Annotated in this window: 21 protein-coding genes; 13 read left to right on the plus strand and 8 right to left on the minus strand. The window is 64.1% G+C overall.

Annotated elements, in window-relative coordinates; translation table 11 throughout:
* Nucleotides 1–169: 169 nt before the first annotated feature.
* Nucleotides 170–2,167, plus strand: coding sequence for a glycosyltransferase (locus JJC00_RS15470; RefSeq protein ID WP_200473396.1), 1,998 nt, complete (start codon nucleotides 170–172; stop codon nucleotides 2,165–2,167).
* Between the two features lie 21 nt (nucleotides 2,168–2,188).
* Here JJC00_RS15470 and JJC00_RS15475 read toward each other — a convergent pair whose 3' ends face one another.
* A complete protein-coding gene (locus JJC00_RS15475; RefSeq protein ID WP_200473397.1) occupies nucleotides 2,189–4,075 on the minus strand; it encodes a CHASE2 domain-containing protein in 1,887 nt (628 codons plus the stop codon).
* Between the two features lie 78 nt (nucleotides 4,076–4,153).
* Nucleotides 4,154–4,681: a FecR domain-containing protein gene (locus JJC00_RS15480; RefSeq protein ID WP_200473398.1), complete on the minus strand. Its 528-nt coding sequence runs from the start codon at nucleotides 4,679–4,681 to the stop codon at nucleotides 4,154–4,156.
* Between the two features lie 667 nt (nucleotides 4,682–5,348).
* On the opposite strand from JJC00_RS15480, the gene JJC00_RS15485 reads away from it, so the two are divergent.
* Nucleotides 5,349–6,425: a tlde1 domain-containing protein gene (locus JJC00_RS15485; RefSeq protein ID WP_200473399.1), complete on the plus strand. Its 1,077-nt coding sequence runs from the start codon at nucleotides 5,349–5,351 to the stop codon at nucleotides 6,423–6,425.
* 7 nt (nucleotides 6,426–6,432) lie between these two features.
* On the opposite strand, the gene JJC00_RS15490 is transcribed toward JJC00_RS15485, so the two are convergent.
* Nucleotides 6,433–7,062, minus strand: coding sequence for a glutathione binding-like protein (locus JJC00_RS15490; protein WP_200473400.1), 630 nt, complete (start codon nucleotides 7,060–7,062; stop codon nucleotides 6,433–6,435).
* Between the two features lie 12 nt (nucleotides 7,063–7,074).
* Complete coding sequence (locus JJC00_RS15495) at nucleotides 7,075–7,668, minus strand: cysteine hydrolase family protein (RefSeq protein WP_200473401.1); 594 nt, start codon at nucleotides 7,666–7,668, stop codon at nucleotides 7,075–7,077.
* A 130-nt stretch (nucleotides 7,669–7,798) separates the two neighbouring features.
* On the opposite strand from JJC00_RS15495, the gene JJC00_RS15500 reads away from it, so the two are divergent.
* Nucleotides 7,799–8,632, plus strand: coding sequence for a LysR family transcriptional regulator (locus JJC00_RS15500; protein WP_200473402.1), 834 nt, complete (start codon nucleotides 7,799–7,801; stop codon nucleotides 8,630–8,632).
* Nucleotides 8,633–8,716: 84 nt separating this feature from the next.
* On the opposite strand, the gene groL is transcribed toward JJC00_RS15500, so the two are convergent.
* Both groL and JJC00_RS15510 read right to left on the minus strand, forming a co-directional pair.
* Nucleotides 8,717–10,357 carry a chaperonin GroEL gene (gene groL, locus JJC00_RS15505; protein ID WP_200455893.1) on the minus strand — a complete coding sequence of 547 codons (1,641 nt, stop codon included), beginning with the start codon at nucleotides 10,355–10,357 and terminating at the stop codon, nucleotides 8,717–8,719.
* Between the two features lie 45 nt (nucleotides 10,358–10,402).
* Nucleotides 10,403–10,717 (minus strand): co-chaperone GroES, encoded by a 315-nt coding sequence (locus JJC00_RS15510; RefSeq protein WP_008139213.1) that lies wholly within the window; start codon nucleotides 10,715–10,717, stop codon nucleotides 10,403–10,405.
* A 377-nt stretch (nucleotides 10,718–11,094) separates the two neighbouring features.
* Here JJC00_RS15510 and JJC00_RS15515 point away from each other — a divergent pair, with 377 nt between their 5' ends.
* The 3 genes from JJC00_RS15515 to JJC00_RS15525 all read left to right on the plus strand — a co-directional run bounded on the left by JJC00_RS15515 (nucleotide 11,095) and on the right by JJC00_RS15525 (nucleotide 12,394).
* Nucleotides 11,095–11,382, plus strand: a complete 288-nt coding sequence (locus JJC00_RS15515; RefSeq protein WP_200473403.1) for an usg protein — start codon at nucleotides 11,095–11,097, stop codon at nucleotides 11,380–11,382.
* Between the two features lie 199 nt (nucleotides 11,383–11,581).
* On the plus strand, nucleotides 11,582–12,121 hold the full coding sequence (locus JJC00_RS15520) for a cupin domain-containing protein (RefSeq protein ID WP_200473404.1): 540 nt from the start codon (nucleotides 11,582–11,584) through the stop codon (nucleotides 12,119–12,121).
* A 135-nt stretch (nucleotides 12,122–12,256) separates the two neighbouring features.
* Entirely contained in the window at nucleotides 12,257–12,394 is a 138-nt protein-coding gene (locus JJC00_RS15525; RefSeq protein ID WP_200473405.1) for a hypothetical protein, read from the plus strand.
* A 180-nt stretch (nucleotides 12,395–12,574) separates the two neighbouring features.
* Here JJC00_RS15525 and JJC00_RS15530 read toward each other — a convergent pair whose 3' ends face one another.
* The gene (locus JJC00_RS15530; RefSeq protein ID WP_200473406.1) at nucleotides 12,575–13,825 is read right to left on the minus strand and encodes a NupC/NupG family nucleoside CNT transporter; all 1,251 of its coding nucleotides are present in this window, start codon (nucleotides 13,823–13,825) and stop codon (nucleotides 12,575–12,577) included.
* Between the two features lie 158 nt (nucleotides 13,826–13,983).
* Between JJC00_RS15530 and JJC00_RS15535 the strand changes: the two genes are divergently transcribed.
* The 7 genes from JJC00_RS15535 (at nucleotide 13,984) to JJC00_RS15565 (ending at nucleotide 22,153) form a co-directional block, all read left to right on the plus strand.
* Complete coding sequence (locus tag JJC00_RS15535; RefSeq protein WP_200473407.1) at nucleotides 13,984–15,219, plus strand: MFS transporter; 1,236 nt, start codon at nucleotides 13,984–13,986, stop codon at nucleotides 15,217–15,219.
* A 206-nt stretch (nucleotides 15,220–15,425) separates the two neighbouring features.
* The gene (locus JJC00_RS15540; protein WP_200474128.1) at nucleotides 15,426–16,310 is read left to right on the plus strand and encodes an AraC family transcriptional regulator; all 885 of its coding nucleotides are present in this window, start codon (nucleotides 15,426–15,428) and stop codon (nucleotides 16,308–16,310) included.
* 217 nt (nucleotides 16,311–16,527) lie between these two features.
* A complete protein-coding gene (locus tag JJC00_RS15545) occupies nucleotides 16,528–17,601 on the plus strand; it encodes an ABC transporter substrate-binding protein (RefSeq protein WP_200473408.1) in 1,074 nt (357 codons plus the stop codon).
* A gap of 62 nt (nucleotides 17,602–17,663) precedes the next feature.
* Complete coding sequence (locus JJC00_RS15550) at nucleotides 17,664–18,488, plus strand: ATP-binding cassette domain-containing protein (protein ID WP_200473409.1); 825 nt, start codon at nucleotides 17,664–17,666, stop codon at nucleotides 18,486–18,488.
* Nucleotides 18,485–19,741: a sugar ABC transporter permease gene (locus JJC00_RS15555; RefSeq protein ID WP_200473410.1), complete on the plus strand. Its 1,257-nt coding sequence runs from the start codon at nucleotides 18,485–18,487 to the stop codon at nucleotides 19,739–19,741. Before JJC00_RS15550 ends, JJC00_RS15555 begins: the two co-directional genes overlap by 4 nt.
* A 25-nt stretch (nucleotides 19,742–19,766) precedes the next feature.
* The gene (locus JJC00_RS15560) at nucleotides 19,767–20,495 is read left to right on the plus strand and encodes an SDR family oxidoreductase (RefSeq protein WP_200473411.1); all 729 of its coding nucleotides are present in this window, start codon (nucleotides 19,767–19,769) and stop codon (nucleotides 20,493–20,495) included.
* A gap of 44 nt (nucleotides 20,496–20,539) precedes the next feature.
* Nucleotides 20,540–22,153 (plus strand): FGGY-family carbohydrate kinase, encoded by a 1,614-nt coding sequence (locus JJC00_RS15565; RefSeq protein ID WP_200473412.1) that lies wholly within the window; start codon nucleotides 20,540–20,542, stop codon nucleotides 22,151–22,153.
* A 127-nt stretch (nucleotides 22,154–22,280) separates the two neighbouring features.
* On the opposite strand, the gene JJC00_RS15570 is transcribed toward JJC00_RS15565, so the two are convergent.
* On the minus strand, nucleotides 22,281–23,039 hold the full coding sequence (locus JJC00_RS15570; protein WP_200473413.1) for an SDR family oxidoreductase: 759 nt from the start codon (nucleotides 23,037–23,039) through the stop codon (nucleotides 22,281–22,283).
* Nucleotides 23,040–23,060: the final 21 nt, after the last annotated feature.

Genomic DNA, 23,060 nt, shown 5'->3' on the forward strand with positions numbered 1-23,060 from the left:
TTGCAGCCATATCAACGGCCCCCTCGATTCGCCACGCGCCGGCGCGCTGAGGCGAAAGCGGTGTCCAGCTTCGAGCAAGCTCCAAGGGATAATTGAAAAGGGGCAACCTTCCTGCAGTCTCGGGAATCGGGTTGCTGCTGCCCGCTCTCCCTTGATCCGGAAGGTCCCGATGAATTATCACGACGGCACTCTCGCAAGAACAAACGAGATCTCGACAGAGCCGTCTTCGCCGACGCGGGAGGAATATTACCAGATCTGTCTTCGTCACCTGAAGACGGGCGAGCTCGAACAGGCCGAAGCCCGTTGCCGGGAGGGGCTGGCCTCGGACGCGAACCATGCCGGCCTACTTCATCTGATGGCCGGTGTGTCTTTGCTCAACGGGAATTTCGATGCCGCCCTGGAGTGGGCCGGCCGTGCGCTGACGAACGAGATGAAGGCGACCTATCTCGCGACGTTCGGAACGGCTCTGCAAGGGAAGGGGCTTCAGGCGGAGGCATTGGAGGCGTTTCAGCGCGCGGTGGCGCTCGATCCCGTTGACCCGTCAATCTGGGAGAACTTTGGCAATGCCTTGAACAGGGCGGGGCATGTCAATCAGGCCAGCCTTTGCTTTCTGATCGCTCGCGCGTATCAGAAATTGCCATTCCTTGCCGAGTGCCGTTCGGTCCCTCGCAGCGGCTGGAATGCGCTGACGGCGCAATTCAACTCTCATCTTCAGAGTAGCCCCCGGTCGGAACAAGCCCGCGATCCCATTCACTGCTTCTGGTCGAACGCGCCGTTGAGCGAGATGTCGCGTCTCTCGCTTCAGTCGATGGTCCGCCAGGGCCATCCGGTCAAGCTGTACACCTACGACAACGTCGCCGCCATGCAGGGGCGTGTGCCGCCGGGAGTCATGGTGGTCGATGCCGGAAATCTCGTGCCGGGTGCGATCTACCAGCATGCCGTCGTGAACAGCGAGATCCGCTACTTCAGCGACATCTTCCGCTATGCCGTTCTTCATGAATTCGGCGGCTGGTGGCTCGATACCGACATCGTGCTCGTGAAGCCGCTGGATTTTGGCAGGGAGCACGTGTTTTCCGCGCAATGGTCGGGCGTCGAGAACGGCCATGTGTGCGTCGGCGACGTGATGCGCGCGCCCAAGGGCTCGCTTCACATGGCCAATCTGTATGCGCTGTCACTGCAGCGGCTGTTCAGCGAAAAGCGCGTCGAATACGGCGCGGTGGGGCCGCTGTTGCTGAGCGAATATCTGCTCGTCGCAGGCGACGAGGAGCTCCAATCGTCGATCCTGCCGCCGACAACCTTCAACGCGATCGACTGGCGCGAAGTGGATTTGTTCGCCGCCGAGGGCCGGGCCGGCTTCGACCTCCTGAGCGATCCCCGCGTGACCGGTGTCCATCTCTGGGGAAAAATGTGGGCCGAGAGGGGACTGCGCTTCGATGCGGTCCCCGAACAGAGCGTGGCAGGTTATCTCAAGAAGCTGGTGCTCGAGCCGAACTGGTTGACGCAGCTTGCGGCGAAATACGATTCCGACAAGGGCGCAGTCTACAAAGGCCAGCTTGCCCATCACTATACGCGAATCTATCACGAGCTGTTCCGATCGAAGGCTCTCGAGCCCATTCGCATCCTGGAAATCGGTCTGTGCCGCGGGCGGGTCGAAGGCTGGACTCAAGATCAGGTGCCGTCGCTGCAGATGTGGCTGGACTACTTCCCGAATGCCGAGGTCATCGGCGCCGACATCGAGGATTTCAGCTGGTTCTCCCACCCGCGGGTCAGGATCCATCGTGTCGATCAGGGCGATCGCGACCTGCTGGAGCAGCTTGCAGCCAAGGAAAAGCCGCTGGACATCATCATCGATGACGGCTCTCACGCCTCGGTGCACCAGCACCTGACGCTCGGCGTGCTGTTTCCCTCGCTGAAGCCGGGCGGCTTGTTCGTGATCGAGGATCTGGATTGGCAGCCGCCGGAGATCGCGTCCAACGGCGCGCCCCTGGTCAAGGATGTGCTCAACGCCATGAAGGTGAGCGGCTCATTCACGTCCAACGTCATGACCGAGGCCGAAGCGAAGCTGATCTCGGACGAGGTCGACGAGATCCTCCTCAATGACAGCTTCCGCGAGTTGATGTCGCGCGGCAAGCTGGGCGGCTTGGGCGTACTGAGGCGCAAGGCGTAGTAGGCGGAAGCACCTGCGGCCTCAGTCGATCATCTCGACTTTGGCCGCGTCCTGGCTCGGCCTGTCCTGGTCGCGCCAGAACCAGACGGTGACGATGCCGGAGCGGCCACGGATCTGCGTGAGCAGGGGGCCCGACAGGACACCGTCGGGCGCCCCGTGAAAGTCGGCCGCATCGAGCAGCGCGTCGGTCAATGCGAGCCGTGCACCGTTGTGCGCGGCGACCTCCATCAGCCGGCTCGCGAGATTGACGGTGTCACCGTTGGCCGTGATGTGCTGGTGGCTCTCGCCGAGACGGGAGGCGACGATCGGGCCGAAATGCGCCCCGATCTTGAAACCGAGCCGGCCGCTGATCTCGGATGGCAGTGACGCGATCCAGCGCTCGACGCCGCGATGCAGGCCGATCGCACATTTCAGCGCACGGGCCGCGTCATCCGGCATCGCGCTCGGCAGGCCGAACAGGATCATGGCGCCGTCCCCGAGAAAGCTCGTGATCATGCCGCCGCAATCGACCGCGGCCCGGTCGATCAGCGCGTGGAACACTTGCAGGATGTCCTGGAGCTGCTCCGGATCGATCCGTTGGCTCAGCGCGGTGAAATCGGAGAGATCGATGAAGACGATGGCCGCATCCTGCCGGACGGGCTTCGCCAGGAAATTGGGATCGCGTGCCAGCCACTCCTGCACGGCCGGCGCCTGGAATTGCGCCAGCGATCGGCTCTTGGCGGCGAGATATTGCGTGCGGCGGCCTCCGGCCCACGTCTGCACGCCGATGAACACCGCAACCGGCGGCACCGCCGCCGCGAGCGTGGTCGCGGCATCGAGCCAGACGCCGTGCGTGAACGCGAACAGGTTGAGCCCGGCCCAGGCGACCATCACCGCGGCTGCCAAGACGAAGCCGAGCGCGCTCCGGCGCCAGGCCAGCAAGCCCACCAGCAGCATCGGCAGCAGGATCGCGATGAGCGCATCGGCGATGTGAACCTTGCGGTCACGCACGATGCTGTCGCCGGCGACGAGGTGCGTGATCGCGGTCGAGATCACCTCGACGCCGGGCATCAGAGAATCGAACGGCGTCGGGAAGAAGTCGCCGCCGCCGGCGACGGCGGCGCCGATCACGACAATCCGGTTCTCGATCGCCTTGCGGTCGAGCGTGCGGTCGAAAATGCTCTGCGCGCTCACGGTGCGGATGGTGCGGCGCGGGCCGTAATAGGTGATCGGCAGCGCGAAGTCGGTGTCGGTCGGCACGGCGCGATCGCCGAGCGTGAGATGATCCGGCGCGATCGTCAGCGGCTTGTCGAGCGCGCGGCTTGCGACCCGCAGCGGAAACGACAGTTCGACCTTGTCGTCTGTCCGGAACAGCATCGGCACCGAGAGCGGCGAGCCGGATTGCCCGGTCGCGACGTTGACGATTCCGACGTCGGCGTGCTCGGCGAACGCCGGCAACGGCAGCAGGAAGCGCTCGGCCTGGGGCAGGGCGGCGAGCGGCTCGCTGCTGCCGGGCGCCACAGTCTCGCTCGCGCTCGGGAAGATCGCAGCGGCTGCGAGCACCATGGGACCGGTGGCGAGCGTGTGGGCCAGCGTGGCGTCGCCGATCGCGGCGCTGCGGTCGACCAGCAGCAGGTCGATCGCGACGACCTTCGGCTTGAACTGCACGATGGTGTCGACCACGCGGGCGAGATCGGCGCGCGGCAGCGGGTAGCTGCCGCCGCGTTTCACCACGGTGTCGTCGATGGCGACGATGGTGACGAGATCGGGCGGAACTTGCACGCCGCGGACCTGCGTTCGCCAATCCGTCAGCGTAGCCTCGAGCCTGTCGAGAAAGCGCAGATGACCGTTGGCGTGGCCCGCATAGATGCCCGCCCCCCACAGTGCGGTGAGGACGAGTGCCACCAGAATTTGAACGCGTCTCTTCATTCCGTCGTACTGCAATCTTCTTTTTGTTGTCGGGACCTGCCTGAGCAGGTCGCGTCGACAGAGCTTATTGGCCCAGCCTTATTGACCCAGCCTTGTCATCAGCGCGTCGACGCGCGGCTGCCCCCATGTCTTCACGGTCAGCGGACCGGTCGCTTCCACGTCGACGCCTTCGCCGACTCCCAGCACGACGCCGCGTCCACGCACCGCCCTGCGGGTCACGCCGACGCGGCCGTTGGCGACAAACACGGAGGTCTTGGCCTCGGCGACATCGACCGCCCATTTGGTGCCGCGCACGGCGGCGATGGCTTGCGGCGTCAGGACCTTGAAGGGATTGCCGCCGGGCTTCCTGGGCACCTCGACCTGCAGCGCTTTGCTGCTCAACTCCACGGAGTCTATATGTCCGTCGCGGTTGGCGTCGTTTAGTTCAAATCGGGCGCCGCTTTCGGCAACGATCGTGATGCCGTTGTCGCAGCGCCATGTCTGCGTCCCTGCGGCCGACGGCGATGCCGTGCAGCCCGCATTGGCGGCATTCTGTGCGGTTGCGGGTCCGATCAACACAAATGACCACGCCAGGGCGCAAAACCCAGCGTGCGAAAACCCTCTCATGCGAGCCTCCGTTTGCGTGCTCGGCACAGTTCAAGGCGATGTTGATACGGTACCGTATCACGCGCAGAGGCTGCTGAAAAGTGCCGAGGTCGTAGCTACTTTCTCGCCCCGGGCATTTCCAGATCGGCGCGATCAACTTTCAGTCAAGGCGCCGTGCCGCGTGAGCGATCGTCGCGCAATGTGTGATGTGAGTGTGCTGCTGCGCTGCTGACATCGGCAGCTGACCGCGCCAGCCTCGCGCAACGTTTCCCCGCTATCTTCCGGGTATTGATGACCACGAAAACGACTTGGTTGGTGCGTCTAGAGAGGCGGCCGGAGACGTCCGCCGACCGTGCCGAACCGGCCGAGAATTATAGTTAACAGATTCGCCTAAGTCCGTAGTTCTGCGGGCGTTTTTCTCGAAATGGCACAGCGTTAACGACCTGCCCCACATCTGCCCGAACTTAATCCGCATTTAACTAAAAGTCGCCTTAATGACGCTCCGACCCTCTGCGAGATGCTGGTTCCGGAACGTGACCAGCGGCACTTCGAAGGGGGACTGAGTGACACCGTCCTGGACGCAAGGCGAATGAGTACGAGTATCGCTGCGCAAAGTTACGCGGCACGGAAGCCCAAGAATCCGAACAAGAATCCGAGTAAGCATTCTCATCGGAAGTCTTCCCGGAAAATGACCACCCAAAACGTGCTTGGCGCCGCCGTGATCGGCTGCGTCGTGCTTGCCGGCTGGACCGTCTACAACAACATCTTCGCCGCCAGCGTCTATCCGACTGTCGGCAGCTCCGGCTACGACGAGCCCGTGGTCAAGCGCGCGCCCAGGGTCGCGCTGCGCGAGGCAGGCGAGGCCATCCGGGAAACCTTTGCGCTGCTGCCCGACCGGCTGCAGGTGGCTGCACCGATTTCACGCGAGATGTTCAACGAGCGCTTTGCCGCGGCAGCGACGCAGGGCGTCGAGTCCAACGCGGCCAGTGCTGCGCCCGCGACGAAGGTCGCCGAAGCCAAGGAAGTAGCGAAGCCGACCGTCGTCGCCAAGGTCGCGGAAGTGCTGAAGGGCCCGGCCAAGGTCGTCGAGAAGATCGCGGACGCCGCGAAGACCAAGCGCGCTGATGCGCCGGTGCAGCTCGCTTCGGCCGATCCGGCCCAGATCGTGCCGGCGCCTGAAGCGAAGCCAAAGCCCTTTGCCGATCGCGCCAAGGCCGCGGTGATGTCGATCACCGGTCCGCGCCAGTCGATGGTTGAAAAGCTCTGGGGCAAGCGTGAGCCGTCCGGCGGCTTGCTCGCTTACGCGTCGGCCGATGCCAGCGTGACCTCGGCCATCGCGCCGAAGGAGCAGAACCCCATGCTCGGCGGTTCGGCGCCCTATGAGCGCGACACCGCGGTCTATGACATTACCGCCAAGACGGTTTACCTGCCCGACGGCACCAAGCTCGAAGCGCATTCCGGCCTTGGCTCCAATCTCGACGATCCCCGTTCCTCGCGTGTCCGTATGCGCGGCGTGACGCCGCCGCACATCTACAATCTGAAGCCGCGCGAAGCGCTGTTTCACGGCGTGCCGGCGTTGCGTCTGACCCCGATCGGCGGCGAGAGCGCGATCTACGGCCGCGACGGCCTGCTCGCCCACACCTTCATGCTCGGGCCGAACGGCGACTCCAACGGCTGCGTGTCGTTCAAGGACTATTACGCGTTCCTCGACGCCTATCGCAACAAGGGCATCCGCAAGCTCGCGGTGCTGGCGCGGGTGGAGTAAGGCGCGCTCAAGCCGCCATGGTCTTGCGCAGCGCGATCTCCGTTGCGATCGCATCTCGCACCGTAGGCCGCGCCTGCATGCGTTTGAGATAGGCCGACAGCGACGGCCATTGCGCGATGTCGACGCCCGCGGGGCGGAGTAGCAACAAAGCCCAGGCGAGGTGGGCATCGGCAACGGTGAAGCGTTGACCAACAACGAATTCGCGGTCCGCGAGATGCGCCGACGGCACCGACAACGTCTGCGTGATCCGCGCCCGCGGCTTGGCGAGCGAGCCGTCGTCCTTGTACCAGAAGGTCGGAAACAGGAACGCCTTGTGGATCTCGGCGCCGATGAAGCTCAGCCATTCCTGCAGGCGGTAGCGATCGGGATCGCCAGGCGGCGGCGCAAGGCCGCGCTCGGGCTTCAGGTCGGCGATGTATTGCAGCACCGCCGCGCTCTCAGTCAGCCGCTCGCCGTTGTCCAGCACCAGGACCGGCACCGCGCCCTTCGACGAGATGCCGCGAAAATCGCCGTCGTCGTCCGCGACCTTCTTGGTCGAGAGATGCACCTGATGATAGCGCGCCTCGAGGCCGACTTCCATCAGCGCGATGCGGCTCGCAAGCGAGCAGGCCATCGGCGAGAAATAGAGTTGCAGCATCGCGTTGCTCCGTTATTTCAGTGCATCGCCGCGCGCGATGATCGCGAAGCGGTCGGATAGCTCGGCGAGCGCAACCTCGTGGATGGTCCGGGCGTCCAGCGTGCCGCCGCGCCCGTCGGGCAGGTTGCGCGTGGCGCAGGCGTCGGCGTCAACAGTCGTGCGAAAGCCGAGGTCGAGCGCGGCGCGGGCGGTGGAGGAGACGCACATATGCGTCATGAAGCCGGCCAGCACGATGTTCTTCTTGTCGGTTGCGGCAAGGCGTGCCTGCAGATCAGTGCCGGCAAACGCATTGGGCAGCTCCTTCTCGATCACCAGCTCGCCGGCACCGGGTGCGAGCTCGGCGACGATCGCGCCCCGGTCGGCGCCGCGATCGAACAGGCTGCCGGCCTTGCCGCGATGGGCGATATGGATGATCGCGGCTCCGCTCTCGCGTGCGCGTGCCAGGAGCGCGGCGGCCCGCGCGATCGCAGGCCGGGCGTCGGGCAAAGCGAGTGGGCCTGCGAGATATTCGTTCTGGATATCGATCAGCACCAGCGCGGCGTCGCCAAGACGCGGCGGGTTGAGATCGGCACCGGCGAGCTGCAGCAGAGTCTTTGCGGTCGACATCGCTTTGGAAATCTCCGGGGGCAAAAGGCTGGACAAACATAGCCCGCGGAATGCCTGCCGATATGCAGGGATATTGCAGCGGGTGGCTGCGATATTGCAGGCCTCCTTCCAGCCGGTATAACCTCACGCAATGAACTGGGACGATCTGCGCATCATCGCTGCCGTCAGGGACGAGGGCACCTATGCCGGGGCCAGCGCGCGGCTGCGCATCGACGAGACGACGGTTGGGCGCAGGCTGTCGCGCATCGAGCGTGCGCTTGGTTTGCGCCTGTTCGAGGCCGTCGACGGATTGCGCCGGCCGACGCGGAGTTGCGAGGCTGTGCTGGCGCATGTCGAGGCGATGGCCGCACATGCCGCCGAGATCGGTCGCGTCGGCGAGAGCCTGGCAGGTCCGGTCGGCTGCTTGCGCATTGCGTCCACCAACACGGTCGCAGAGGAGGTGCTGTCGCCGCGCGCGAGCGATTTCCTGCGCGGCAATCCCGGTCTGACCCTGCAATTCCTCACCTCGAGCGAGAACGTGAAGTTCTCGCGCTGGGAGGCTGATCTCGCCATCCGCCTGCGCAAGCCCGACAAGGGCGACTTCGCGATCTCCAGGCTCGGTGACGTCAAGCTCTATTATTTCGAGCCTGTCGCGACCGAGGGCGAACCGGTGCTGTGCGCCTATCCGGACGAACTCGGTGACATTCCCGAGATGCAATTCCTGCGCGCCAAGAAGACCCGCGCGCGCTGCGTCACCGACAACGTCCGCGTCATCCGTAACCTGATCCGCGCGCATCAGGCCGCCGGCGTGTTGCCGGAGTATAGTTGCGCGGACTTGCTCGGCGATCGCCGCCTGCGCGCCACGCTGCTGCCGAAGCGGCGCGACGCCTGGCTGCTCGTGCAAAACCACCTCAAGCGCGACGCCGCAACCCGCGTGACCATAGACTGGATTCGCCACTGCTTCCGGGATCTGGCGCAGAGTTAATCGTCGGCGCGCGTTTCGCCCACAAGCAAAACCCCGGCATCGCTGCCGGGGTTTCGCATTCCGTCGTTTGCCTGAGTGGCTGGATCAGAAGTCCATGCCGCCCATGCCGCCGCCCGGGGGCATTGCCGGACCGGCGCCGCCCTTCTTCGGCAGCTCGGCGACCATGGCTTCCGTGGTGATCAGCAGCGCCGCAACCGAAGCTGCGTTCTGGATCGCGGTACGGACCACCTTGGTCGGGTCGATGATGCCCTTCTTGACGAGGTCGGCATATTCGCCGGTCTGGGAATCGAAGCCGTAAGCGTAGGCCTTGTTCTCCAGGATCTTGCCGACGATCACCGAGCCGTCTTCACCGGCGTTGATCGCGATCTGGCGAGCGGGCGCGGAGAGCGCCTTGCGCACGATCTCGACGCCGGTCTTCTGGTCGTCGTTCTTGGTGCGCAGGCCCTTGAGCTGCTCGGAAGCACGGAGCAGGGCGACGCCGCCGCCCGGGACGATGCCTTCCTCGACAGCCGCGCGGGTCGCATGCATCGCGTCATCAACGCGATCCTTGCGCTCCTTCACCTCGACCTCGGTCGCGCCGCCGACGCGGATCACCGCGACGCCGCCCGCGAGCTTGGCGAGACGCTCCTGGAGCTTCTCGCGATCGTAGTCCGAGGTGGTTTCCTCGATCTGCGCCTTGATCTGGGCCACGCGCGCCTCGATGTCGGCCTTCTTGCCGGCGCCGTTGACGATCGTGGTGTTCTCCTTGTCGATCATCACCTTCTTGGCGCGACCGAGCATGTTGAGCGTGACGTTCTCGAGCTTGATGCCGAGATCTTCCGAGATCGCCTGGCCGCCGGTCAGGATCGCAATGTCCTGCAGCATGGCCTTGCGGCGATCGCCGAAGCCCGGAGCCTTAACGGCCGCGACCTTCAGACCGCCGCGCAAACGGTTCACGACCAGGGTCGCGAGGGCTTCGCCTTCGACGTCTTCGGCGACGATGACCAGCGGCTTGCCGGTCTGCACCACGGCCTCCAGCAGCGGAAGCAGCTCGTTCAGCGAGGAGAGCTTCTTCTCGTTGATGAGGATGTAGGCGTCGTCCATCTCAACGCGCATCTTGTCGGCGTTGGTGACGAAGTAGGGCGAGATGTAGCCGCGGTCGAACTGCATGCCCTCGACGACGTCGAGCTCGGTCTCGAGCGACTTGGCTTCCTCGACGGTGATGACACCCTCGTTGCCGACCTTCTTCATGGCATCGGACAGGAACTTGCCGATTTCGGCATCGCCGTTGGCCGAGATGGTGCCGACCTGGGCGATCTCGTCGTTCGAGGTGACCTTCTTGGAGTTCTTCTGGAGGTCCGCAACGACGGCTTCGACCGCGAGGTCGATACCGCGCTTGAGGTCCATCGGGTTCATGCCGGCGGCGACCGACTTGGCGCCTTCCTTCACGATCGCGGCCGCGAGCACTGTCGCGGTGGTGGTGCCGTCGCCGGCCGCGTCAGCGGACTTGGAGGCGACTTCGCGCACCATCTGTGCGCCCATGTTCTCGAACTTGTCCTCGAGCTCGATCTCCTTGGCGACGGTGACGCCGTCCTTGGTGATGCGGGGAGCGCCGAACGACTTGTCGAGCACGACGTTGCGGCCCTTCGGACCGAGCGTGACCTTCACCGCGTTGGCGAGGATGTCGACGCCGCGCAGCATCTTGTCGCGCGCTTCAACCGAGAATTTGACTTCTTTGGCTGCCATCTGGATTTTTTCCTTGAGGTGTTTGACTGAGGGAGAAAGGGGCTGTTAGGCCGCCTTCTTCTTGGAAGCGGGGACGTCGAGGACGCCCATGATGTCGCTTTCCTTCATGATCAAGAGATCGACGTTGTCGATCTTGACTTCGGTGCCGGACCACTTGCCGAACAGCACGCGGTCGCCGACCTTGAGGTCGATCGGGATCAGCTTGCCGGCCTCGTCGCGACCACCCGGGCCAACGGCGACGACTTCACCCTGGGAGGGCTTTTCCTTGGCAGTGTCGGGGATGATGATGCCGCCGGCGGTCTTCTCTTCTGCGTCGATGCGCTTGACCACGACGCGGTCGTGAAGCGGACGGAATTTCATGCAGCTCTCCTAAGCATTTGCACGAGTTGATGATTTTAGGTCGTTAGCAATCTGTGCCAGCGAGTGCTAGCACAGGCGAGGCTGAAATAGGACAGGAATTTTGCGGGGGCAAGGGTTTCTAGCAGAAAAATCGGCACGCTGAAGGCCCGCCTGCCAGATTCCTTTACCATCGTTAACCGGATCGGCGATCCGTACTAGCACGGAGGTGCCTCTGCTGCTAAAGCATTGAATTTCAACAGCTTGTTAAACTTTTGGGCTTGAGATGGGTTGTCAGTTTGCGTCACATTTCTCATGTAAGCGCATCTCCACCGGGTGGCTCGTAAGAAGCGTACCGGATCAAGCCACCCCCTGAATGCGCTCCTGCAAAGGAGGTTGGCATGGGATTGCGGGTTGGAGCCGTTTCCGATGATTTCCGGAAACAGCTGCTGGGTTACGGGCTGACGACGGCCCAAATTCTCTACCGGATGCCGGATCACCCGTCGCTGCTTCAGACCTATGTCTGGCAGAACTACGACATGTTCCCGAAATTCCCGGCGCTGACCGACTTCCTGGCGTTCTGGCAGGACCAGCTCGACGGCCCGCTGCATTCGGTGACGGTGGCGCATTCCAAGTTGATCAAGCCCGCCGAGCTGCGTGCCGTGGATGGCGTGTTCCGGCTGAATTGAAGGCGACACCGGTCTCGTAGGTGGGCAAAGGCGCGCGCACTTCGCGCGCCGTGCCCACCGTCTCTCGCGCTCGCATCTGCCATGGTGGGCACGCTGAGCCTGTCATCGGGCGCGCATTCGCGCGACCCGGTGGCTTTGCCCACCCTTCGAGACCTGTTTCCGTGCTAGCCTCCATTCATAACAACACGGGAGGCGGCCCATGGCCAAGAAAGCAAAATCGCGCAGCGCAGCCCAAGCCGCAATGAAGAAGCGGACCGCGACCAAAGCCGTAGCGCGATCCTCCGCACGCAAGGCGGTGAAGGCGAAGGCCCGCACGACGATGGCCAAGGCTGCGGCACAGAAACCCGCGCGCCCGAAGCAGCGCATCGCCATCAGCCATCACCGCGAGGAAGATTTCAAAGCCGACGGCCTGCGCGCCTACGCAAAATACCGCGACCTCGGCATCGCCGCCGCCAGCCATGGCCTCGCGCAAGCCCACGTCATCCGCCTGCAGGGCCCTTGCGATCCGGCCGAGGTCTCGAAACTGCACTTCCACGATGTCGACTTCCAGATGGTCTATGTGCTCAAGGGCTGGGTGAAGACCTACATGGACGGACAGGGCGAGACCTTGATGAAAGAAGGTAGCGCCTGGACCCAGCCGCCGAAGATCAAGCACATGATCCTGGATTATTCCGACGACGTCGAACTGCTGGAGGTGATTTTGCCGGCGGAGTTTAGGACGGTGGAGTTGAAGGCGTAGCTTTCTGTCATTCCGGGGCGCGCACAGCGCGAACCGGAATCCATTTCACCGCAAACGCTGGCTCTCAATGGATGCCGGGCTCGCGACTTTGTCGGGGTAGCTATATTATGTTTTAGCGAAAGACAGGAGGATCGAATGGCGTTGAAACCATTGGAATTGAGAGAGCTTACTCCGGAAGAAAGGGATGCGCGTGAACGCGCAATTGGGAAAGCGAGGACAGCGGCCCAGAACGCCGCGAAGGTCAGGCCATTGAAGAAAAAGAAGAAGATCTAAATCACGCAGTCTCTCAAGAAAAACGTCAGTTTCCAAAGTGAAACACTAGAGCGTTTTCGAGCGAAGTGGATACCGGTTCGCGTAAAGAAAACGCGTCAAAACAAGAATCTAGAGCCCCGTTCCGATTCCATCGGAACGGAAAAGGCTCTAACCGTGCCCTGGGATGACCACTGCTATAAGTCAGCTCAACACCCCCACGATCGCGCCCATCAGACACGTCGTCAGCGTCCCTGATACGATCGACTTCAGCCCGAGCGCATTGATCTCGTCGCGCCGTTCCGGTGCCATGACGCCGAGCCCGCCGATCATGATGCCGAGGCTGGCGAAATTGGCGAAGCCGCACATCGCGTAGAGCATGATCAGGCGCGAGCGCGGATCGAGAGTATCGGGCGGCAGTTTTGAGAAGTCGACATAGGCGATCAGCTCGTTGAGCACGGTCTTCGTGCCCATCAGGCTGCCGGCGGTCACCGCCTGGTCCCAGGGCAATCCCATCAGCCAGCACACCGGCGCCATGACGAGGCCGAGCAGCCGTTGCAGCGAGATCGCGGCGCCGCCGATGTTCGGCAGAAGGCCCAGGATGGCGTTGACGAGATAGACCAGCGCCACCAGCACCAGCAGCATCGCGACGATGTTGATCAGCAGCTCGATGCCAGCGCTCGTGCCTTTCACGATCGCGTCCATCGTGCTGGAGACTTCCATCTCGGGATCTTCCAGCGCGCCGCCGGTGCGCTTGTCGGATGTCTCAGGCACCATGATCAGGCTGACGAGGATCGCAGCCGGCGCGCCCAGCACCGACGCAATGACGAAATGCGCGGCCGCGTCGGGGATGAGCGGCGCCAGCAGCGTCGCATAGAGCACCAGCACCGTGCCGGCGATGCCGGCCATGCCGCCGGTCATCACTAGAAACAACTCGCTACGGCTCATCTGCGCCAGATACGGCCGCACGAACAGCGGCGCCTCGACCATGCCGAGGAAGATGTTGGCGGCGGTCGAGAGCCCGACCGCGCCGCCGACGCCGAGCGTGCGCTCGAGCAGCCAGGCCATGCCGCGCACGATCGGCGGCAGCACGCGCCAATAGAACAGCAGCGTCGTCAGCACGCTCATGACCAGCACGATCGGCAGTGCCTGGAACGCCAGGACGAAATCGGCGCCCGGCGCCTTGAGGTCGAAGGGCAGGGGACCGCCGCCGACATAGCCGAACACGAAGGAGGAGCCGGCGCGCGAGGCCGCGGAGATGGCGCCGACCGCGTCGTTGATGGCGCCGAAGGCATGCGCGACGACGGGCACCTTCAACAGCACGATCGCGGTGACGAAGGTCACGACCAGGCCGATCAGCGCCTGCCGCAGGGAGACCGCGCGGCGATTCTCCGCCAGTGCGAAGGCGATCAGCAGCAATGCGAAAACGCCGAGTGTCGATTGCAGCCGCAGCATGATGTCCCCAAGCCCCCAATGATTATGGCCGCGCCTGCGTTGCAAACGCAATGCCGGATGGCTCCAGGCGCTGCCCGCTGTTGACAAGCAGGCCCGCGTCAGCCACGCGGGGCACGTCGATATCAGGGGCGGACCATCCGAGCGTGACCGAAGCGGCGATGCCAGACGAGCCAGTTTCAGCCAATCCGCCGGTCAGTGCCGGCGAGCTCCTCCGCCACCGCGCCTTTCTGTTCTTCCTGCTCTCGCGCAGCCTGTCACGTTTTTCCAGCCAGATCGCGGCGGTCGCGATCGGCTGGCAGATCTACGACCTCACCGGCTCGGCCTTCGAACTTGGCATGGTCGGGCTCGTGCAGTTTGCGCCCACTGCGCTGCTCGTCTTCGTCGCCGGCCACGCCGCCGACCGTTTTGAGCGCAAGCGCGTGGTCCAGCTCTGCCAGCTCGTGGAAGCCGCGACCGCGCTCTATCTTGCCGCGATCACCTATCTCGGCGCAGTCAGCGAGGTGCAGATTTTCATCGCGACGTTCGTGCTCGGCATTGCCGGCGCCTTCGAGAGCCCGACCACGGCGGCACTTCTGCCGTTGATCGCGCCGCAAGGATCGCTCCAGCGCGCCACGGCCGTCTCCAGCGGCGCGGCGCAGGTCGCGACCATCACCGGGCCGGCGCTCGGCGGTTTTGCCTATGCGATCGCGCCGCATCTCGCCTATGCCGTGATGCTGTTGTTCTGGATCCTCGGGATGATCCTGACCGGCTTCATCCGGCCGCGCCCGCAGGCGGTCGCCAAGGATACGGTCACGGACAACATTTTCGCCGGCGTCCGCTTCATCCGCAGCAATGCGGCGATCCTTGGCACCATCTCGCTCGATCTGTTCGCCGTGCTGTTCGGCGGTGTCACCGCGCTGCTGCCGATCTATGCCCGCGACATCCTCCAGACAGGCCCGATGGGGCTCGGCCTGCTGCGTGCAGCGCCGGCCGTCGGCGCACTGCTGATGACGACGGTGCTGGCGCGACACGCCATCACGCGCCACGTGGGCCTGCGCATGTTCCAGGCGGTGATCGTGTTTGGCGTCGCGACCATCGTGTTCGCGCTGTCGTCGTGGATGTGGCTGTCGGTGCTCTCGCTCGCCGTGCTCGGCGCCGCCGACACGATCAGCGTGGTGATCCGCTTCTCGCTGGTCCAGCTGTCAACGCCCGACGAGATGCGCGGCCGCGTCGGCGCGGTCAATTTCCTCTTCATCAACGCCTCGAACCAGCTCGGCCAGTTCGAGAGCGGGCTCACCGCCGCCCTGTTCGGCGCCATGCCCGCCGCCGTGCTCGGCGGCGTCTGCACCGTTGCGGTGGCGCTGCTCTGGATGAAGCTGTTCCCCAGCCTGCGCCAGGTGGAGAGCCTGGAATAGGGGAGCAGGACGAGGCCTGAAGGCGGCCGATATTGCGGCGCCCAGGCAACGAATGTCAAAAGAGTATCGGTTGGGCATCTGAATCGTGGTGGCGGCGGCGGCTGCCACCCGATACGGTTCCTGCAATAGCTAGAGCTGAGCAAAATTCAGCCATCGGGGACGAGCCCTGGCGTTTACAGACCGGGCCGGCCCAGGAGGGAACAGATATGGAACCAGACCTGGAAGTCGTCCAGATACGGCGCGGTGAGTCGTTCAAGGCTTGGTCGCACGGCTATCCCTTCCATACGGTCAGGTGGCATTTTCATCCGGAATACGAGATCCATCAGGTCGTGGCGACGAGCGGTCGCTACTTTGTCGGCGATTTCATCGGCCAGTTTGAGCCGGGCAATCTCGTCCTCACCGGACCCAACCTGCCGCACAATTGGGTGAGCGATCTGCCGGTGGATGTCGCCATCCCCCTGCGCGGCCGCATCATCCAGTTCAGCGAAGAATTCATCGGCGATACGATGAAGCTGATGCCCGAGCTTTCGGGCCTCGGTGCGCTGCTGGAATCCTCCCGGCGTGGCGTGCTTTTCTCAGGCAACACGAGCAAGGAGCTCGCGCCGCTGATGGAGGAGATCGTGGCGGCGAAGGGCGTGCGTCGGATCGAGCTATTCATGATGATCCTGGGGACGCTCTGCCGCGCCCGAGGTGCACTGCCGCTCTCCAGCCCAAACTATTTGCCCGACCCGTCCGGCTACATGTCGATTGGAATGAACAAGGCGCTCGCCTTCATCCGCGAGAACCTGACGCAGCCGTTCGGCGAAGCAGATCTCGCGACGATCGCCGGCCAGTCGCAAAGCGCGTTTTCGCGCTCGTTCCGCCGGCACACGGGGATGTCGCTGGTGCAATACGTCAAGCGGCTCCGCATCAATCTGGCCTGCCAGATCCTGATGAGCGACGAACACGCGTCCATCACCGACATCTGCTTCCAGGTCGGCTTCAACAATCTCTCCAATTTCAATCGCCAGTTCCTGGCCGAGAAGGGCATGCCGCCCTCGCGCTTCAGACGATTGCTGGCGGACAACATCAACGCGGCACGCGCCGCCTAACCGGGAGGAGCAAGGGAGGAGGACGATTACGGGAAGAATGACGTGGGCGCGCCGATGGCAGCCTGCGAAGGAGATTTCTTGTCTGGAAATTCCGCGTGGCTTCGGAGGATATCGGCGTTGACCGCCGTTGCCGTCCGGCTGCGGAAGCAGGGAAGGCGTGTCTCCTAGAGATCAATGAGTAGCACTCTAACACCCAGTCTCGGAAAGGGAAGTCCGAATGACGAAACTCTCGTTCAAGACCACGGGCACAGCCGCGCTCGTCCTGTCGCTGCTCGGCGCAACGACCTCGTTCTCGCAGGCTGCGGAGGTGAAGGACGCAACCGTTGCTTTCCTCATGCCCGACCAGGCCTCCACCCGCTACGAACAGCACGATTATCCAGGCTTTGCTGCCGAGATGAAGAAGCTCTGCCAGAGCTGCAAGGTCATCTACCAGAACGCCAGTGCGGACGCCGCGCGCCAGCAGCAGCAATTCAACTCGGTGATCTCGCAGGGCGCCAAGGTGATCGTGCTCGATCCAGTCGACTCGACCGCGGCCGCTTCGCTGGTGAAGATGGCACAGTCCCAGGGCATCAAGGTGATCGCCTATGACCGCCCGATCCCCGACGCCAAGGCCGACTTCTACGTTTCCTTCGACAATGAAGGCATCGGCAAGGCCATCTCCGAATCGCTGGTCAAGCATCTGAAGGACGCCAAGGTCACGCCGAAGGAAGGCGAAGGGGTGCTTGAGATCAACGGATCGCCGACCGATGCCGCAGCGGGACTCATCAAGAAGGGCATCCACGCGGGCCTCGACAAGAGTGGCTATCCAATTCTTGCCGAATACGACACGCCGGACTGGGCGCCGCCCAAGGCGCAGCAATGGGCCAGCGGCCAGGTCACCCGCTTCGGCAAGAAGATTCTCGGCGTCGTTGCCGCCAATGATGGTACGGGCGGTGGCGCAATTGCCGCTCTCAAGGCCGCCGGTGTCGATCCTGTGCCTCCGGTGACAGGCAACGATGCCACGATTGCCGCGCTTCAGCTCATCATCGCCGGCGATCAGTACAATACGATTTCCAAACCCAGCGAGATCGTTGCAGGTGCCGCAGCCCAGGCGGCGATGGAATTCCTCTCGGGCGGTACGCCCAAGGCGGAAACCACGCTGTTCAACACGCCGTCGAAGCTGTTCATTCCGGCGGTCGTGACCGAGCAGAACCTGAAGGCGGAGATCATCGACAAGAAGATCCAGACCGCCGATCAGCTCTGCACGGGCAGATATGCCGCCGGATGCAAGAAACTCGGCATCACGCAGTAAGCGAAGCAGGATCCCGGCCGCTCACCGCGGCCGGGATGAACGAAGGGAAGGCGGACGCGGAAATGTCCACGATCTCGGATATCGATCACCCGCAGCAGGGGCCAGGCGAACTGGTCCTGAGCCTTCGCGGCATTTCCAAGAATTTCGGCGCCGTGTCCGCCCTGACCGACGTCGATCTCGACGTTCATGCCGGCGAGGTCGTGGCGCTTGTCGGCGACAACGGCGCCGGGAAATCCACGCTGGTGAAGATCCTTGCCGGTGTGCACCAGCCCACCTCGGGGACGATCGCCTTCGATGGCGAACATGTCGTCCTGTCCGATCCGGCGACGGCCCTTGGTCTGGGCATCGCCACGGTCTTCCAGGACCTGGCGCTCTGCGAGAATCTCGACGTGGTCGCCAACATCTTCCTGGGCCGCGAGCTCAATCCCGCCCAGCTCGATGAGGTTTCCATGGAGGTCCAGGCCTGGACCTTGCTCAACGAACTGTCGGCGCGCATTCCGAGCGTGCGTGACCCCGTTGCGTCGCTCTCCGGCGGCCAGCGCCAGACCGTGGCGATCGCGCGCTCACTGCTGACCGAGCCCAAGCTCATCTTGCTCGACGAGCCGACCGCCGCGCTCGGCGTTGCCCAGACCGCGGAGGTGCTCGACCTGATCGAGCGTGTGCGTGCCCGCGGCCTCGGCGTCATCGTGATCAGCCACAACATGGAGGACGTGCGCGCGGTCGCCGACCGGATCGTGGTGCTGCGCCTCGGCCGCAACAACGGCGAATTCGGACCCGACGTTTCCAACCAGGATCTGGTCACGGCCATCACGGGCGCCGACGAGAACTCGGTCTCCCGGCGCGCCAGCCGGCGCCGCGCGCAGCAGTCGCGGGAGGTGCGGCCATGATCGACAACACGCAACGGGTTTCGACCGCGCGGTTGCTGGACCGTCGCGACGAGCGCGTCGCACATGCGGACACGATCGGCAGCACGATCGGCGCCTTTGTCGACCGCGTGCGGTCGGGCGACCTCGGCTCTCTGCCGGTGGTGGTCGGGCTGCTGATCATCTGCACCGCATTCCAGAGCCTCAACCCGGTCTTCCTGGCGCCCGACAATCTGGTCAACCTGCTGTTCGATTGCTCCACCGTGGGCGTCATCTCGCTCGGCATCGTTTGTATCCTGATGGTCGGCGAGATCGACCTCTCGGTTGGCTCGGTGAGCGGGTTCTCCTCCGCGCTGGTTGGCGTGCTGTGGGTCAATCAGGACTGGCCCGTGGCGGTGGCGATCGTCACGGCGCTGGGGCTCGGTGCCGCCATCGGCGCGCTCTATGCCTTCTTGTTCAACCGCCTTGGCATGCCGAGCTTCGTCTCGACGCTGGCTGGCCTGCTGGCATGGCTCGGCCTGCAACTCTATCTGCTCGGCTCGTCCGGCTCGATCAATCTTCCCTACGGATCCCCGCTGGTCAATTTCGGACAGATGCTGGTCATGCCGCCAATCGTATCCTACACGCTGGCCGCACTTGCCGGCGTGGTCGTATTCGCGACCGGCTACCGCATGGCCGCACGTAGGCGAGCGGCGGGACTATCTGCAAGCTCGCTCGGCCGCCTGCTGCTGAAGGGTGCGCTGGTCGTCGTCGTGCTCGAATTCATTGTCTACTATCTCAATCTCGCTCGCGGCGTTCCGTGGATGTTCGGCCTGTTCGTCGGCTTGTGCGTGGTCATGAACTATGCGCTGAAGCGGACCAAATGGGGCCGCTCAATGAGCGCGGTCGGCGGCAACCGCGAGGCCGCCCGTCGTGCCGGCATCAACGTTCGCCGGATCCATACGAGCGCCTTCATGCTGTGCTCCACGCTGGCAGCCGCCGGCGGTATCCTTGCCGCCGCGCGGCTGGCATCTTCCAGTCAGCAGGCCGGCACGGGAGACGTGAACCTCAACGCCATCGCCGCCGCGGTCATCGGCGGCACCAGCCTGTTTGGCGGCCGCGGCAGCGCCTATTCCGCACTGCTCGGGATCATCGTCATCCAGTCGATCGCCAGCGGCCTTACGCTGCTCGATCTCTCTTCGTCGCTTCGGTACATGATCACGGGAGCGGTGCTTGCCGTCGCGGTCATCGTCGACTCGCTGGCACGACGCTCGCGCGTCTCTCATGGCCGAGCCTAGACAAACTCCAACAAGAGGACCGACCGTGGGCCAGGAACTTGCAGGAAAAGTTGCCGCGATTACCGGCGCTGCCTCGGGCATCGGTCTCGAATGCGCCAGGACGATGATCGCAGCAGGCGCGCGCGTGGTGTTGGTCGACCGGGCCGAGGATGCGCTGAACAGTGCCTGCCTCGAACTGGGCGACCACGCGATCCCGTTGCGTATCGACCTCACCGATCAGGCGAGCATGGCGGGCATGATGCCGCAGGTGCTGGAAAAGGCCGGCCGGCTGGACATCTTCCATGCGAATGCCGGAGCCTATATTGGCGGCGAGGTGCTCGATGGCGATCCCGACGCTTGGGACCGCATGCTCAACCTCAACGTCAACGCGCTGTTCCGCTCGATCCACGCGGTGCTGCCGCATATGGTGGAGCGCAAGAGCGGTGACATCATCGTCACCAGCTCGATCGCCGGTCTCGTCCCCGTCGTCTGGGAGCCAATCTACACCGCCTCGAAACACGCCGTGCAGGCTTTTGTCCATACCGTGCGTCGGCAAGTCGCCAAATATGGCCTCCGCGTCGGCGCGGTGGCGCCCGGCCCGGTCGTGACCGCGCTCATCAGCGACTGGCCGAAGGAGAAGCTCGAGGCGGAAATGGCGGCAGGTGGCCTGATCCAGCCGACGGAAGTTGCGCAGGCGGTGCTCTTCATGTTGACCCGTCCGAGAAATGTCACGATCCGCGACCTCGTTATCCTGCCGCAGAGCAACGATTTGTAGCGCTCCCGCATCTGCGATCTTGCTTCATGGTGAGGGACTCCGCGATGACCCGTCATTTTCTTGGCATCGATGTCGGCACGGGCAGTGCGAGAGCCGGGGTGTTCGATCGCTCTGGCGGACTTGTCGCCACCGATAAGGCCGACATCACGTTGTGGCGGGAGGCCGGCGATATTGTCGAGCAGTCGAGCGAGGACATCTGGCGCGCCGTATGCCGCAGCGTGCGCGGCGCGGTCGGAAAGGCCGGCATCGCGCCTGACAGCATTGCCGGTATCGGCTTCGACGCGACCTGCTCGTTGGTGGTGCTGGGCAGCGGCGGCGCGCCGCTTCCGGTCGGCCCGTCCGGCGATCCCGCCCGCAACATCATCGTATGGATGGACCACCGCGCCGTGGATCAGGCGCGTCGGATCAACCGCACGGGCGCGAAAGTTCTCGACTATGTCGGGGGAGCGATCTCACCCGAGATGGAGACGCCGAAACTGTTGTGGCTTGCCGAAAACATGCCCGGCTGCTTTGCAGACGCCTGGCAGTTCATGGACCTGACTGATTTCCTCACCTGGCGCGCAACAGGGAGCCTTGCCCGCTCCACCTGCACCGTCACGTGCAAGTGGACCTATCTGGACCACGAAGACCGCTGGGATGCCGGCTTCTTTCGCTCGGTCGGTCTCGGCACGCTGGCGGACGAGCAATTTTGCCGGATCGGCACCCAGATCGTGCCCGGCGGCACACGGCTGGCTGCCGGCCTGACAGCGGAGGCAGCGGCCGACCTTGGTCTGAAGTTGGGCACATCAGTTGCGGCGGGCCTCATCGACGCGCATGCGGGCGGTGTCGGCACGGTGGGGGCGCGCGGAGCTGCGGGTACGGCGCTCACGCGCATGGCCTATGTGTTCGGAACGTCCGCCTGCACCATGTCGACCACTGAGAAACCGGTCTTCGTTCCCGGCGTTTGGGGACCTTATTTCTCCGCCATGGTGCCGGGGTTATGGCTCAATGAGGGCGGACAGTCGGTCGCTGGTGCCGCAATTGACCATCTCATACAGATGCATCCGTATTCCGCACAGGCGACACATGCGGCACGTCAGGACCAGCGGACGCTCGCCGATTGGCTCGCCGCCCAGGTGGACGCGCGCGGCGGTGCAGAGATGGTCCGTGATTTGGTCGGCGAGCTTCATGTCGTGCCCGAATTCCTCGGCAACCGCGCGCCCTTTGCCGATCCCGGTGCGCGGGCGCTGATCGCCGGACTCGAGATGCGTTCGGACCTGGAGAGCCTGTTGGCCCTCTATCTTGCCGGCCTGTGCGGCCTTGGTTACGGCGCGCGACAGATCGTGCGCGCCCAGCACGATAAGGGCATCGCCATCGATACGATCGTCGTCAGCGGCGGTGCGGCCCAGAGCCGCCTCGTGCGGCAGGTGCTCGCTGATACGACCGGCTTGACGGTTGCTGCCTCGGCATCTCCAGAGCCCGTGTTGCTCGGCTCCGCGATGCTCGGATCGGTTGCTTCGGGCGATCACGCCAATGTCAGCCAGGCGATGGAAGCGATGTCGGCTTTGGGAGAAATACATCCACCCCGCGCGGACCTGGCAAGCTGGAACACCGAACGCTTTGCAGCCTTCGAGGCCTTGCAGAAGGTCGGCCGATCAATCCGAAGCCACCCTCGTTAGCTTGATTTCGCGACGTGGCGCGCGCAATGACGATTGTGGAAGCAGCGCAGTCGCTTAGTCGGTCTCACCCCGTTTACAGGGTGAGACCGCCGTCTACTGTGCATGGGGTTGTTTTCGCGTTTTGAGTTCAGCCGCGTCCGACGAACGGCATCTTGGTCGCCATCACCGTCATGGTCAGCACGTTGGCGTCGAGCGGCAGGCCGGCCATGTAGGCGACGGCATCGCCGACCGCCTTCGCATCCATGCGCGGCTCGTGCTTGGTAGTGCCGTCCGGCTGCAGCACGCCGGGACCGTTGACCATGCGATCGGTCATCGGCGTTGCGGCATTGCCGATGTCGACCTGGCCGACCGCGATGTCGTACATGCGGCCGTCGAGGTTGGAGGCCTTGGTCAGGCCGGTGATCGCGTGCTTGGTCGAGGTGTAGGCCGCCGAGAACGGCCGCGGCGCATGGGCCGAGATCGAGCCGTTGTTGATGATGCGGCCGCCGCGCGGGCTCTGGTCCTTCATGATGCGGAAGGCGTGCTGGGTGCACAGGAACGGGCCGGTGAGGTTGGTGTTCACCACGGCCTGCCACTGCTCGAGGCTCAGGTCCTCGAAGTTGACGGCGGGCGCGCCCATGCCGGCGTTGTTGAACAGCACGTCGAGCCGGCCGTAGGTCGCCTTCACCTTGTCGAACAGCGCGGCGATCTGCTCCGGCTTGGTCATGTCGGCGGTGACGCACAGGCTCTTGCCTGCGGGGCCGAGCTTCGCGGTCTCCTCGAGCATGTCGAGCCTGCGCCCGACCAGCACCACGGTGAAGCCGGTGTTCATCAGCGCCAGCGACGCCGCGCGCCCGACACCGGTGCCCGCACCCGTCACCACTGCGATCTTTTTTGCTTCACTCATCGTTTCCTGCCTTTTCTTCAG

The sequence above is a fragment of the Bradyrhizobium diazoefficiens genome, from assembly GCF_016616885.1.
Taxonomy (GTDB): Bacteria; Pseudomonadota; Alphaproteobacteria; order Rhizobiales; family Xanthobacteraceae; genus Bradyrhizobium; species Bradyrhizobium diazoefficiens_F.